At 43.0% G+C, this 13,998-nt stretch carries 12 protein-coding genes and 1 tRNA gene; 12 read left to right on the plus strand and 1 reads right to left on the minus strand.

What is annotated here, in order from left to right; translation table 11 throughout:
- Window positions 1-161 precede the first annotated feature (161 nt).
- The 11 genes from thiL (at window position 162) to D0T57_RS03460 (ending at window position 10,716) form a co-directional block, all read left to right on the plus strand.
- Window positions 162-1,190 carry a thiamine-phosphate kinase gene (gene thiL, locus D0T57_RS03410; RefSeq protein ID WP_163270903.1) on the plus strand — a complete coding sequence of 343 codons (1,029 nt, stop codon included), beginning with the start codon at window positions 162-164 and terminating at the stop codon, window positions 1,188-1,190.
- A 15-nt stretch (window positions 1,191-1,205) separates the two neighbouring features.
- Window positions 1,206-1,865 (plus strand): Pr6Pr family membrane protein, encoded by a 660-nt coding sequence (locus D0T57_RS03415; RefSeq protein ID WP_163270905.1) that lies wholly within the window; start codon window positions 1,206-1,208, stop codon window positions 1,863-1,865.
- Between the two features lie 106 nt (window positions 1,866-1,971).
- Window positions 1,972-2,045 (plus strand) — tRNA-Asn (locus D0T57_RS03420).
- A 302-nt stretch (window positions 2,046-2,347) separates the two neighbouring features.
- Window positions 2,348-3,754, plus strand: coding sequence for a glucuronate isomerase (uxaC, locus tag D0T57_RS03425; RefSeq protein WP_163270907.1), 1,407 nt, complete (start codon window positions 2,348-2,350; stop codon window positions 3,752-3,754).
- A gap of 118 nt (window positions 3,755-3,872) precedes the next feature.
- A complete protein-coding gene (kduI, locus tag D0T57_RS03430; RefSeq protein WP_163270909.1) occupies window positions 3,873-4,715 on the plus strand; it encodes a 5-dehydro-4-deoxy-D-glucuronate isomerase in 843 nt (280 codons plus the stop codon).
- Between the two features lie 29 nt (window positions 4,716-4,744).
- A complete protein-coding gene (locus tag D0T57_RS03435; protein ID WP_163270911.1) occupies window positions 4,745-5,902 on the plus strand; it encodes a DUF4861 family protein in 1,158 nt (385 codons plus the stop codon).
- A gap of 82 nt (window positions 5,903-5,984) precedes the next feature.
- Complete coding sequence (locus tag D0T57_RS03440; protein WP_163270913.1) at window positions 5,985-7,022, plus strand: sugar kinase; 1,038 nt, start codon at window positions 5,985-5,987, stop codon at window positions 7,020-7,022.
- 88 nt (window positions 7,023-7,110) lie between these two features.
- A complete protein-coding gene (locus D0T57_RS03445) occupies window positions 7,111-7,902 on the plus strand; it encodes a gluconate 5-dehydrogenase (RefSeq protein WP_163270914.1) in 792 nt (263 codons plus the stop codon).
- 37 nt (window positions 7,903-7,939) lie between these two features.
- Entirely contained in the window at window positions 7,940-8,302 is a 363-nt protein-coding gene (locus D0T57_RS03450) for a four helix bundle protein (protein WP_163270916.1), read from the plus strand.
- Between the two features lie 48 nt (window positions 8,303-8,350).
- A complete protein-coding gene (locus D0T57_RS03455) occupies window positions 8,351-9,022 on the plus strand; it encodes a bifunctional 4-hydroxy-2-oxoglutarate aldolase/2-dehydro-3-deoxy-phosphogluconate aldolase (protein ID WP_163271026.1) in 672 nt (223 codons plus the stop codon).
- Between the two features lie 110 nt (window positions 9,023-9,132).
- Entirely contained in the window at window positions 9,133-10,716 is a 1,584-nt protein-coding gene (locus tag D0T57_RS03460) for an MFS transporter (RefSeq protein ID WP_163270918.1), read from the plus strand.
- A 98-nt stretch (window positions 10,717-10,814) separates the two neighbouring features.
- Here D0T57_RS03460 and D0T57_RS16010 read toward each other — a convergent pair whose 3' ends face one another.
- Window positions 10,815-11,834 carry an FKBP-type peptidyl-prolyl cis-trans isomerase gene (locus tag D0T57_RS16010; protein WP_163270920.1) on the minus strand — a complete coding sequence of 340 codons (1,020 nt, stop codon included), beginning with the start codon at window positions 11,832-11,834 and terminating at the stop codon, window positions 10,815-10,817.
- Window positions 11,835-12,090: 256 nt separating this feature from the next.
- On the opposite strand from D0T57_RS16010, the gene D0T57_RS03470 reads away from it, so the two are divergent.
- Window positions 12,091-13,866 (plus strand): DEAD/DEAH box helicase, encoded by a 1,776-nt coding sequence (locus D0T57_RS03470; protein WP_163270922.1) that lies wholly within the window; start codon window positions 12,091-12,093, stop codon window positions 13,864-13,866.
- The last annotated feature ends 132 nt before the right edge of the window (window positions 13,867-13,998 follow it).

Raw genomic sequence — 13,998 nt, forward strand, 5'->3', positions numbered from 1 at the left:
AGTTGGTTTCTGATAAAATATGAACTCGTGTCTTGTATCTTGTCTACTTGTATCTAGAGAGAAGGTAACAATAAGAAAGTAACGAAAAGATGTTACATGTGTTACTTTTTTATATTTCAAATATAGCTACCTTTACATCCTCAAACAATTTGGAAAAGGAAATGGAAAGAACAGAAATATCAAGTCTGGGCGAATTTGGGTTGATAGATTACCTGACAAAAGATATCGAACTCAAAAATGAAAGTTCGGAAAAAGGAGTAGGCGACGATGCCGCAGTTTTGTCCTATGGCAATAAAAAAACGTTGGTGACTACCGACCTCCTGCTCGAAGGCATACACTTCGACCTGATGTATGTTCCATTGAAACATCTGGGGTATAAATCGGCAATGGTAAATATCTCCGATATATATGCCATGAACGGACGCCCACGCCAGATCACTGTTTCGCTGGGCATTTCGAAACGCTTTTCGGTCGAAGACCTGCAATTATTCTACGAAGGGCTTTACCTTGCATGCCAACAACATGGCGTAGACGTGGTGGGAGGCGATACTTCGGCATCGCTTACCGGGCTGACTATCAGTATAACATGTCTTGGCGAAGGCGAAGAAGGTAGGATTGTGTATCGCAACGGGGCTAAAGACACCGATCTGGTATGTGTTTCGGGCGATCTGGGTGCTGCTTTTATGGGGCTGCAACTTTTGGAACGCGAAAAATCGGTATATGAAGGGGAGGAGAATTTCGAGCCCGATTTCATAGGAAAAGAGTATCTGCTCGAACGCCAGTTGAAACCCGAAGCGCGCAAAGATATTGTCGACCTGCTTGCCGGCGAAGGGATAGTACCCACAGCAATGATCGATGTTTCCGACGGGCTTTCGTCGGAATTGAAGCATATCTGCAAACAAAGTAATGTGGGCTGCCGCATATATGAAGAGCGCATCCCGATAGATTACCAGACTGCTTTGCAGGCCGAACAGTTCAACATGAATGTGACAACTGTAGCTCTCAATGGGGGCGAAGACTACGAACTGCTGTTTACAGTGCCGCTCTATATGCACGATAAAGTGTCGAAGATGAAAGGTGTGCACATCATCGGGCATATCACCAAAGAAGAATACGGCCTGATGCTCGAAACACGCGATGGCGGCGAAATAGCCCTTAAGGCTCAGGGCTGGGATTCGATAGGGCAATAAACATACATTACAGATATGCGGTTGAGAAATATATACAGGTTATTCTATATATTGCTGGGGATATTCGGCATACTAATGCAGTTCGGGGTATTTGCAGGTAATTTCAATGCATGGGTGCTGAACTATTATACGGTATTGAGCAACTTGCTTTGCATTGTATATTGCGCCCTCAGGATGGGATATGAAAACCGTTGGCTGGCAGATGGCAAAATGAGGGAACTTGTTATGTCTCCACTTACTAAATATACGGTTACGATGTGCATAACGCTCACTTTTCTGGTTTATCATTTCATGCTCGTTCCCGTTTGGGGCATGACATGGGATTTGAGCCTTAGCAGTATCGGCAACTATGCTGTACATTATATTATCCCTGTGCTTACTATTGCCGACTTCCTGTTTCTCGACAGGGGAGACAGTCCTGTGGCATGGTACGCCCCTTTTTGGTGGATAATGGTGCCGCTGGCTTATTTTGCATATATATTGCTGCGTGCCCCCATATTTGGCAATATCGGGACGACACCGAGCCCGTACCCTTATCCGTTTATAGATTTTACGGTTTATCCGGTTTCGCAGATACTATTGAATATCGTGGTAATAATCGTTGTTTTCGTTGTTGTGGGCTATTTGCTTCTGCTGGCGCATTATCTGATAAAAAAGGGTAAAAAGAATGCGTGAAGAAGATGTAAATTTATCTATACTATGCAGCGTTCTTATTTTTACTGTCGATTAATTGCTTTATTAAACAATAATTGTTAGTTTTGTACCCGGTTTACAAAAACACTCTTCCTTAGCTCAGTCGGTTAGAGCATCTGACTGTTAATCAGAGGGTCCTTGGTTCAAGTCCAAGAGGGAGAGCAAGGAAAGATAAGGGGTTACAGATGATGTAATTCCTTATTTTTTTTATTTAGAATGTTATCCGTCCAGACTAATACCATTACTTCCCGATAATTGTGAAGATGATCTTTCGCTATGTTATAAAACATTTTTTGTTTTTTTAAGATTTACAAATCCGGTTGTTTATCAGCCATATAGACTGTGTGAGAAAAAGTGTGTGCGTACACACATTTGTTTTTTCAACTATTCCTAATACTTTTGTGTAGAAATGTGTTCGCACACACCATATAATATTATAAGTAAACAACAAAAGATATACAATTATGAAACAGTTTCTGGATGATAATTTTGTACTACAAAACGAAACAGCACAACAACTTTATCACGAGCATGCTAAATCATTGCCTATAATCGACTACCACTGCCACCTCGACCCGAAGATGATAGCAGAAGATCATAAGTTCGACAACCTTGGTGAAATATGGCTTGGTGGCGACCACTACAAATGGCGTGCAATGCGTACCAACGGCGTTGATGAGCGTTTCTGTACAGGAAAAGACACCAGCGACTGGGAAAAGTTTGAGAAATGGGCTGAGACAGTTCCTTATACTATGCGCAACCCATTGTACCACTGGACGCACCTGGAACTGAAGACTGCATTTGGCGTCAACAAACTGTTGAAACCTGAGACTGCAAAAGAAATATTCGACGAGTGTACAGCAAAACTCCGCACTCCTGAGTTTTCGGCACGCGGCATGATGAAACATTACAATGTAGAAGCCGTATGTACTACCGACGATCCTGTAGATTCGTTGGAATACCATTTGGCTCTCAAGAAAGAAGGCTTCGAAATCAAGGTATTGCCTACATGGCGTCCCGATAAGGCTATGGCTGTAGAAATACCGGAAGTATTCAGGGCATATGTAGAAAAACTGTCGGAAGTTTCGGGCGTGCCTGTAAACAATTATACCGACCTGATAACAGCCCTGCGCAAACGTCACGACTTCTTTGCCAGCGTAGGCTGTAAGCTTTCCGACCACGGTATAGAAGAGTTTTATGCCGAAGATTATACCCAAGCCGAAATAGACGCTATCTTCAATAAGGTATATGGAGGTAAAGAACTTAGCCATGAAGAAATCATCAAATTCAAATCGGCTATGCTTGTCGAAGGTGCGATTATGGATTGGGAAAAAGGATGGACACAACAGTTCCACTACGGAGCTATCCGCAATAATAACACCCGCCTGTTCAAACAATTAGGGCCGGATACCGGCTTCGACTCTATCGGCGACTTCACTGTGGCCAAAGCAATGTCTAAGTTCTTTGACAGGCTGGACACCAACGACAAACTGGCCAAGACTATTATATACAACCTCAATCCTCGCGACAACGACATGATTGCCACAATGATAGGCAACTTCCAGGATGGTTCGGTTGCAGGCAAGATACAGTTCGGTTCGGGCTGGTGGTTCCTCGATCAAAAAACAGGAATGGAAGCACAAATGAACTCGTTGTCTAACTTAGGTTTATTAAGCCGTTTCGTAGGTATGCTGACAGACTCTCGCAGCTTCTTGTCGTACCCGCGCCACGAATATTTCCGCCGCATACTTTGCAACCTGATTGGTACAGACGTAGAGCAAGGATTGCTTCCTGCTTCCGAATTGCCATTCCTGGGGCAATTAGTAGAGAATGTATCGTATTATAATGCGAAGAACTTCTTCAATTTTTAATCAAGTGAACAAGTAGACAGGTAAACAAGATATAAGTTGTCGATTTTTTGAGTATAGAACTCGTTTACTCGTATCTTACCTGCTTGTCAACTAAACAATATTTAAAACATAGGAAACAATGAGAACATTTATCGAAGAACGTTGGGGTACACATCCCGATGATGTAAAACATTACGACACAACACAGTTAAGAAAAGAATTTCTGGTTGAAACGCTATTCGAAGCCGACAGTGTATTGATGACTTATACACACAACGACCGCCTGATTATCGGTGGTGCGCTTCCGGTAAAAGAAGCTTTGAAACTGGAAACAGTAGACCTGATCCGTTCCGAATACTTCTGCGAACGCCGCGAACTCGGTATCATCTGCATCGAAGGCGAAGGAACAGTATCAGTAGACAGTAAAGAATATAAGATGGCATTCAAAGATGCCGTATATGTAGGCCGCGGATCGAAAGACGTTGTATTCAAAAGCAACGATCCGGCAAAACCTGCTAAATTCTACTTCGCATCTTCCCCTGCTCACAAAGAATATCCGACAGCACAGATTACGTCCGAGATGCGCCGTACACGCGACCTTGGTTCGCCGGCGACCTCAAACGAACGCTTGCTCAACCAGCTAATCCTTAGCGAAATCGTTCCTTGCTGCCAGTTGCAAATGGGAATGACCGAACTGAAAGAAGGAAGCGTATGGAATACAATGCCTCCGCATACACACTCGCGCCGTATGGAAGCATATTTCTATTTCAAAATACCCGCTCAACAATCTGTATGCCACTTCATGGGGCAACCTCAGGAAACCCGCCACATATTCATGGGCAACGAGCAGGCTGTAATATCTCCTTCATGGTCGATCCACTCGGCTGCCGGAACAAGCAACTATACATTCATCTGGGCAATGTGTGGCGAAAACCTCGACTATGATGATATGGATACCTTCACTGCCGACAAATTGAGATAATAAAAATACAATTAATACCCAAATAGACTATGAATAAGATTATCAGTGTATTATTTGCATGCATATTTTTATTGTCCTGCGGTTCTTCGACCCAAGAAATGACAGTAACAATAGAGAATCCGAGCGATTTCGACCGCGTGGCGGAACTCGTTGAAATTCCGATAGACAATATCATAGAGAAAGTAAAACTTTCCGACAGCCTTGTATATGTAGTTAAAACCGAGTCGGGCGAAGTAATCCCTTCCCAAGTGACTTACAACAGGCTGCTTGTTTTCCAACCTCAACTGAAAGCAAAAGAGGCAAAGACATTTGTTATCACAAAAGGCGAACCTCAACAGTTTGAAGCCAAGACATACGGACGCTTCATCACCGAACGTAAAGACGACTTTGCATGGGAAAACGACCGCGTAGCATTTCGCGCATATGGCCCTGCTTTGATCGCTACCGATGGGCCTAGCAACGGTTTCGATGCGTGGTACAAGCGCACAAACAACCTGGTTATCGACAAATGGTATAAAAACGACCTTGCAGGAGGAGAATCGTACCACGACGATCATGGCGAAGGGCTGGACGACTATAAGGTAGGACGCACACTGGGTGCAGGCGCTATGGCTCCATATGTAAACGGTAAATTGTGGCTCAACGAGAATTTCGCATCGCAAGAGGTCTTAGAAAATGGCCCACTGCGTACTACATTCAAACTGACGTATAAAGATCTGGATGTAGACGGCAAGCAAATAGCCGAAAACCGTACGATCTCTATCGACGCCGGTTCGCAACTATCTAAAGTTGTAGAAGCATACACCATAAAAGAGCCGATGGACGTAGCAGCAGGCTTCCCTAAGCGCGAAGCCGGAGATTCTATAATCCACAGCAACAAAGGCTATATCATCTATGCAGAGCCGGCATCGCCTAAAGTAGAAGGCGTATTTCTGGCAATGATATTTCCCGAAGGAATGAAAGAAATGGTGACAGACAACACCTATGAAGTTACAAACCCTACAAGCAAGCAAAAATCGACTTTTACCCACGTACTAGGAGTAACGACCCAGCAGCCGAAAGTTCCTGTAACATACTATACCGGTTACGGATGGACAAAATTCGGGTTCGAAAACCTGCAAGCGTTCGAAAAGTATGTTGAAAACTTTGCCTCAGCGTTGAAAGAACCACTCGTAATTAAATATTGATATGATTCCGGCCTGCGGATTTGGATAGTTCCCGCAGGCAAATCATAAATCGAAAAAACAAAAATTTATTCACAAATAATCTATGAAAAAAGTTGTAACATTTGGCGAAATTATGTTGCGTCTGGCAACTCCCGGCTACCAACGTTTTATACAATCTACTAACCTCAATGCCACTTTTGGCGGAGGCGAAGCAAACGTAGCCGTATCCCTGTCAAACTATGGTATCCCTACCGATTTTGTAACCCGTCTTCCTAAAAACGACATTGCAGAATGGTGTATTTCCGATCTTAGAAAATACAATGTGGGTGTCAACAACATCCTTCGCGGCGGCGACCGTGTAGGTATCTACTTCCTCGAAACAGGAGCAGTAGCACGCGCATCGAAAGTAGTTTACGACCGTGCTAACTCAGCTATTGCCGACATCAAACCGGGAATGGTAGACTGGAAAGAAATATTCAAAGATGCACAATGGTTCCACTGGACGGGCATCACTCCTGCCCTTTCGCAAGGAGCAGCAGACGCTTGCCTCGAAGCCATCAAAGTGGCAAACGAAATGGGCGTAACCGTTTCTACCGACCTTAATTTCCGCAAAAACCTTTGGAAGTATGGCAAAACTGCATCAGAAGTTATGCCGGCTCTTGTAGAAGGTTGCGACGTCATCTTAGGCAACGAAGAAGATGCGGAAAAAGTATTCGGCATCAAGCCCGAAGGTTTCGATGTGGCGCATACAGGCGGTGAAGTAAATGCTGCTGAATTTGAGTCGGTTTGTACTCAAATGATGAAGAAATTCCCTCGTGCCAAGAAAGTGATTATCACTCTTCGTGGTTCTATCAATGCTAACCACAACACATGGCGCGGATGTCTGTATTCAGACAAATTGTATGTGTCAAAAGGTTACGACATCACACACATCGTAGACCGCGTAGGTGGTGGCGACTCTTTCATGGGCGGACTTATCTATGGTTTGATTACATATCCTGACAACGACCAAAACGCACTGGAGTTTGCAGTTGCTGCATCTTGCCTCAAACATACTGTTTACGGCGACTTCAACCTGGTTACTGTACCTGAGGTAGAGAACCTGATGAAAGGCGACGGCTCGGGACGGGTATCGAGATAAAATAAATGGATACGAGATACAAGACACAAGTAGACAAGTTAAACTTGTATCTCGTACCTTGCTTACTAACTAAATAAAATATAAAAATATGACTCAATTTTCACTAAACGGAAAAGTAGCCCTTGTAACAGGAGCTTCTTACGGAATAGGTTTCGCTATAGCTTCTGCATTGGCCGAAGCGGGAGCAAAAATAGTATTCAACGATATTAATCAAGCAGCTGTTGATAAAGGTTTGGCTGCCTACAAAGAAGTAAATATCGAAGCTCACGGATATGTGTGTGATGTTACCGACGAAGACGGTGTTTACGCTATGGTGGCACAGATAGAAAAAGAAGTTGGTGTTATTGATATCCTTGTAAACAATGCAGGTATCATCAAGCGTATCCCGATGCACGAAATGTCGGCTGCCGATTTCCGTCAGGTAATCGACATCGACCTCAACGGCCCATTCATCGTTTCCAAAGCTGTTATCCCTTCTATGATTAAGAAAGGTGCAGGTAAGATTATCAACATTTGCTCTATGATGAGCGAACTGGGCCGCGAAACAGTGTCAGCTTACGCTGCTGCAAAAGGCGGACTGAAAATGCTTACCCGTAATATCTGTTCCGAATATGGCGAGCACAATATACAATGTAACGGTATTGGCCCGGGTTATATCGCAACCCCTCAAACTGCTCCGCTTCGTGAAAAACAAGCAGACGGTTCGCGCCATCCGTTCGATTCGTTTATCATTGCCAAAACTCCTGCTGCGCGTTGGGGAACACCTGAAGACCTTAAAGGCCCGGCAGTATTCCTTGCATCAGAAGCTTCTAACTTCGTAAACGGACACGTCCTTTATGTCGACGGAGGTATATTGGCATATATCGGTAAACAACCGTAAAAATAAATTAATAATTAAAAATGAAGAATGAAAAATTATGACTAAAATATCTGATTCTGTATTAAATATTAAAAGTTATGCTTTTGCAATTCGCATCGTAAAGCTTTCTCAATATTTATACAAAGAAAAATCAGAATTTATCATATCTAAACAAGTATTGAGAAGTGGTACAGCAATAGGAGCAATGGTAAGAGAGTCTGAGTTTAGTCAAAGCACCTCCGACTTTATTCACAAATTGAGTATTGCTCTTAAAGAAGCAAATGAAACAGATTACTGGATATCCTTATTATTCGATACTGAATATATAGATAAAAAGCTATCAAATAGTTTACAGATCGATTGTAAAGAATTAATTGCATTACTGGTATCATCTATCAAAACATTGAAAAGTAAAAAATAATTTTTCATTCTTAATTTTTAATTTTTCATTCTTAATTTTTAATTAAATATTATGCGATTTTCAAGAATAAAAGCCTGTCAGGTAATGGCAGAGACCGGTATGGTTCCGGTTTTTTATCATAGCGACCTCGAAGTTTCAAAGCAAGTACTAAAAGCTTGTTATGAGGGAGGGGTAAGAGCTTTTGAATTTACTAACCGTGGCGATTTTGCACACGAAATATTTGGCGAACTGAATAAATGGGCTGCAAAAGAATGCCCGGATATGATACTTGGTATCGGCTCGATAGTCGATGCCGGAACAGCATCTTTGTTTTTACAACTTGGGGCCAATTTCGTAGTAGGACCCCTATTAAATCCCGACATCTTCAAAGTGTGTAACCGTAGGCAAGTAGCGTATATTCCCGGTTGCGGATCTGTATCCGAAGTCGGTTACGCACAAGAGTTGGGTGCCGAAGTAGTGAAAGTATTCCCTGGCGATGTTGTAGGCCCGGCTTTTGTAAAAGGAATAAAAGCTCCTATGCCGTGGTCGAACCTGATGGTGACCGGTGGAGTAACCCCTACCGAAGACAACCTGAGTAAATGGTTTGCTGCCGGAGTTACATGTGTAGGTATGGGATCTAACCTGTTTCCTAAAGATGTTATCGCAGCAAAAGACTGGGGTAAAATAACACAGTTATGTAAAGACGCATTTGCCATAATTGCAAAGCTAAGAGCTAAATAAGGTCTCAGACCTTTTTGTTGTTTTCTTAAGCATAAATATGAGAGGAAGTTAAGTTGAAAATATATCATTAAATACTTTCTTTTGCTTAAAATACTAATAAAACTAATTATATGAATACCGGAAAAACTAAAATGACAAATTACAGGTGGATGGTCTGTGCGATGCTGTTCTTCGCCACCACGATCAACTATCTGGACAGGCAGGTACTGTCTCTTACCTGGAAAGATTTTATACAGCCAGAATTTCACTGGACAAACAACGACTATGGCAACATTACAGCGCTGTTCTCTATATTCTATGCTGTAAGTATGCTTTTCGCAGGCCGCTTTGTAGACTGGATGGATACCAAAAAAGGATTCCTCTGGGCTATCGGGGTATGGTCTTTAGGTGCTGTATTGCACGCATTCTGCGGCATCGCTACTTCGGGTATCGTTGCAGGCGAATGGTTTGTAGGATTTGAAGGCGCGAGAGAGGTAATTTCTACTGTGCAAAACATAAGCAGGGTAGCCTCGGTAAGCGTTATCTTATTCATCTTTGCCCGTTTGGTGCTAGCCATCGGGGAAGCCGGGAACTTTCCTGCTGCTATCAAGACTACAGCAGAATATTTCCCTAAAAAAGACCGCGCTTTGGCAACCAGCATATTCAATGCCGGAGCTACAGTAGGTGCACTTGCTGCTCCTGTGACTATTCCTGTCATAGCTAAATACTGGGGCTGGGAAATGGCATTTATTATCATTGGTGCACTTGGTTTCGTATGGATGGGATTCTGGGTATTTGTGTATAAGAAACCCGAAGTACACCCTAAAGTAAATTCTGCCGAATTGGCTTATATACAATCGGATGCAAATGATGAAACAGCAGAAGAGATTGCTGCCGAAAAAGCAAACGAAGGAAAGAAAATAACCTTTGGACAAGCTTTCCGTTACCGTCAGACATGGGCATTTGCCTTTGGTAAATTTATGACCGATGGTGTATGGTGGTTCTTCTTGTTCTGGGCTCCGGCATACCTGAGCTCGGTATATGGCATAAAATCGTCTGACACTGCCGGACAGTTGGCTATTTTTGTGCTTTATGCCATTACATTGTTGTCCATCATTGGAGGATGGCTTCCGTCTTACTTTGTAGACAAAAAAGGCATGAACCCTTATGCCGGACGGATGAAAGCGATGTTGATATTCGCATTCTTCCCATTACTGGCATTGTTGGCCCAACCGTTGGGAGGCTACTCATATTGGATTCCTGTTATCATTATCGGTATTGCAGGTGCTGCTCACCAAGCTTGGTCTGCAAATATATTCTCTACCATCGGCGATATGTTCCCTAAGAAAGCCATTGCTACCATCACAGGTATCGGAGGTATGGCAGGGGGTATCGGTTCGTTCCTTATAAACAAAGGTTCGGGTGCTCTTTTCGATTTTACTCAGAAGAATTGGAGTACTGTAAACGGACAGTCTCTTCTTGAAAAATACCCTCAGCTTAATAACTCTGAAACAGCAGAAGCTTTGCTAAGAGAACACAATGTGGGAAGTATCGAAGAATTACTGAAATCGTTGGCAGCAGCCGGAGATACGGTAGTGAACGGTATTAGTTCGGGATATATGATTATCTTCTCTATCTGTGCCGTTGCTTATCTTATCGGATGGGTTGTAATGAAGATATTGGTTCCTAAATACAAACCAATTACAGATCTATAAAGATTCCGTGTTTTAATATATTAGTTCAAACGAAAACATCCGAAGAAAGGCTAAGCCCGACTTCGGATGTTTTTATTTTTCAAGAACTAAAGCTCTTACTAGTCCTCTTTTACTATATCAAGCAATTCTACTTCGAATATCAGATTAGAGAAAGGCTTGATCTCCCCTTGGTCGCGCGAACCATAAGCAAGCTCGTGAGGTATATAAAGTATCCATTTAGAACCTACAGGCATCAATTTTAGAGCCTCTGTCCATCCTTTTATCACCTGAGTTACACCAAAGGTAGCAGGTTCGCCTCTTTCTATGCTGCTATCGAATACAGTACCATCGAGCAACTTGCCTTCGTAGTGAACGACAACACGGTCTTCATCGGTAGGCATTTCACCCGTACCCATTGTTATCACTTGGTATTGCAATCCGCTAGGCAATGTAACTACACCTTCCTTCAGTCTATTATCGGCCATAAATTTATCTCCGGCTTCTATCTGCTCCTTATATTCGGCTCTCATTTCATCAGCTTTCTTTTGTTGTGCTTTTTCCTGTGCCTTCATTGTAGCATTCTGAATAAGTTGCTCATGATCTTCTATCAGCAGGTTTTCTTTCTTCAGGCTTTTGGCAAATGCTTCGGCAAATGCTTTTGTATTGAATTCACTACCTGCCAGTACTTCTTCAGCAAACCTCTCTTTCATCGAAGCCATTTGTCCGCCTATTGCGATTCCGGTATTGAATGCCGTATTATCTTTTGTATCATTCATTGCCTGATTGAACCCCGACAGGAATAAATCTATACTCTTGACATTAGCTTTACTCACAGAGTCCAATTTGAAAGCCATTTCTTTCATCAACTTGTTTTTTGCTGTAGCGTCAACTGCGTTGTCCATTTTAGTACGATAGTCAGCAACTAGGGCAGCAGTATCTGCCAACACTCCCATCTGAGCAAGGTAAGGAGTTAATCCGGTGCCTGCAATACTTGCGCCCAAAGCATATGAAATAGAATCAGCCTCAGTTTTAAGTGTAAGAGGTACAGGTTGTTTTACTGTAGATTTCTTTTGCGCCGATACTGCCAAAGGACTTAGCACAGCACATGCGATAAACGCAAATAGTAATGATTTCTTCATCTTAATATTGTTTTTACAGATTGATAATCTTATGTTATTTAAACACAGAATTTTGTGTAAAAGTACTACAAAAATAGCATTTTTTATTCGTCTGCACCGGCATAGATAAAACTAAATGCAAATATCATGCGAAAAGCCGGAACAAATTACTACCTTTGCATCCTCTTATTAGCCAGCTCTTTTATGTCGAATCATTTTTTGGGGTGAGAGTAGGTTGATAAGCTTTTTACCACAAATAGATATTTGAAAATTTTTAATGAAGACATTTGAAGAGTTAGGAGTTGCCGCGAACATCCGCAGGGCAATCGAAGAAATGGGATACGAGAATCCCATGCCGGTACAAGAGGAAGTGATTCCATACCTACTGGGCGAAACCACAGACGTAATTGCACTGGCACAAACAGGAACGGGAAAGACTGCCGCTTTCGGACTGCCGATATTGCAAAAGACCAATGTAAAAGAAAACGTACCTCAAACTTTAGTACTTTGCCCTACACGCGAACTTTGTTTGCAGATAGCAGGCGACCTTGCCGATTATTCCAAATATATGGACAGCCTGAGGGTATTGCCTGTATATGGAGGATCGAGCATCGAAAGCCAGATTAAGGCGCTGAAAAGAGGAGTACAAATAATTGTAGCCACTCCCGGAAGGCTTATCGACCTGATAAACCGTAGGACCGTAGACTTGGCTAACGTGGAACATGTGATTCTGGACGAAGCCGACGAAATGCTCAACATGGGCTTTATGGACAGTATAGACGAAATACTGTCGAAAGTACCCGAAAGCAGGCAAATGCTTCTTTTCTCGGCCACAATGCCTAAGGAAGTATCCAAGATTACAAAGAAGTACATGAACAGTCCTAAAGAAATCACGATAGGACGTAAGAACGAAGGTTCTGAAAACGTGAAGCATATATACTATATGGTTCACGCACGCGATAAATACCTCGCACTGAAACGCATAGCCGACTACTATCCCAATATATACGGGATCATATTCTGCCGTACACGCCGCGAAACACAGGAAATAGCCGACAAGCTGATACAAGACGGCTACAATGCCGATGCATTGCATGGCGACCTGTCGCAAGCACAGCGCGACTATGTGATGCAGAAATTCCGCATACGCAACCTGCAACTGCTTGTAGCTACCGATGTGGCTGCACGCGGTATAGATGTCGACAGCCTGACCCATGTTATCAATTATGGTTTGCCCGACGATATAGAATCGTACACACACCGTAGCGGGCGTACCGGTCGTGCAGGGAAAACAGGTATCTCCATCGCTATTGTCCATGTTAAGGAAAAAGGGAAAATACGTGAAATAGAAAAGATACTGAACAAGAAGTTCGAGCAAGGAGAGATTCCTTCGGGAGAGGCTATTTGCGAGAAACAACTGTTCAGCCTGGTAGACAGGATAGAAAAAGTGAAGGTAAACGAGGAAGAGATTTCCAACCTATTGCCTTCGGTTTACCGTAAACTCGACTGGCTGGAAAAAGAAGACATCATCAAGCGTGTCGTTGCTCTAGAGTTTAACCGCCTGATAGATTATTATCGCGATGCATCTGAAATAGAAACAGTATCAGAACGTTCGTCGCGTAAAGATGAGAGCTATCCGCGCCGCAAAGACCGCGACCGCTCTAATGGCAGGAATGCAGAAAGAGGCTATTCGCGCCTGTTTATCAACATCGGCCGTACCGACAGGGTAAATCCTGCTACACTGATGGGATTGGTAAACGACTTTGTTCCCGAGAAAATCAACATTGGCCGTATCGACATCATGCAAAATTTCTCATTCTTCGAAGTGCCTGAAAAGGATGTGCAGAAGGTGATAAAATCTATGAGCCGCCAGGAGCAGAACGGACGCCGTATTTCGGTAGAAGTAGCACAAGGCGGAAATGGAGGCGGTGGAGAACGCGACCGCTCGTATGACCGAAAACCATCGGGACGCCCTAATAGAGAATTTTCATCAAACAAACCGGCTAAAAAAGAACATCGCAAAGGTGGAGGCCGCAAACCGAAATTTTCGTAAATAAGGGAATATAAAGATTTGGAAAGGGGCTGGCCAAAAGGGAAGTGACCCCAAAAAGGTGATAATTAAAATGTTATATAAAAGAAGGTGTCCCAAAGGTAATAAAGGACACCTTCTTTGTGTTTATGTAGT

The organism is Dysgonomonas sp. 511, assembly GCF_010501105.1.
In the GTDB taxonomy this organism is placed as follows: domain Bacteria; phylum Bacteroidota; class Bacteroidia; order Bacteroidales; family Dysgonomonadaceae; genus Dysgonomonas.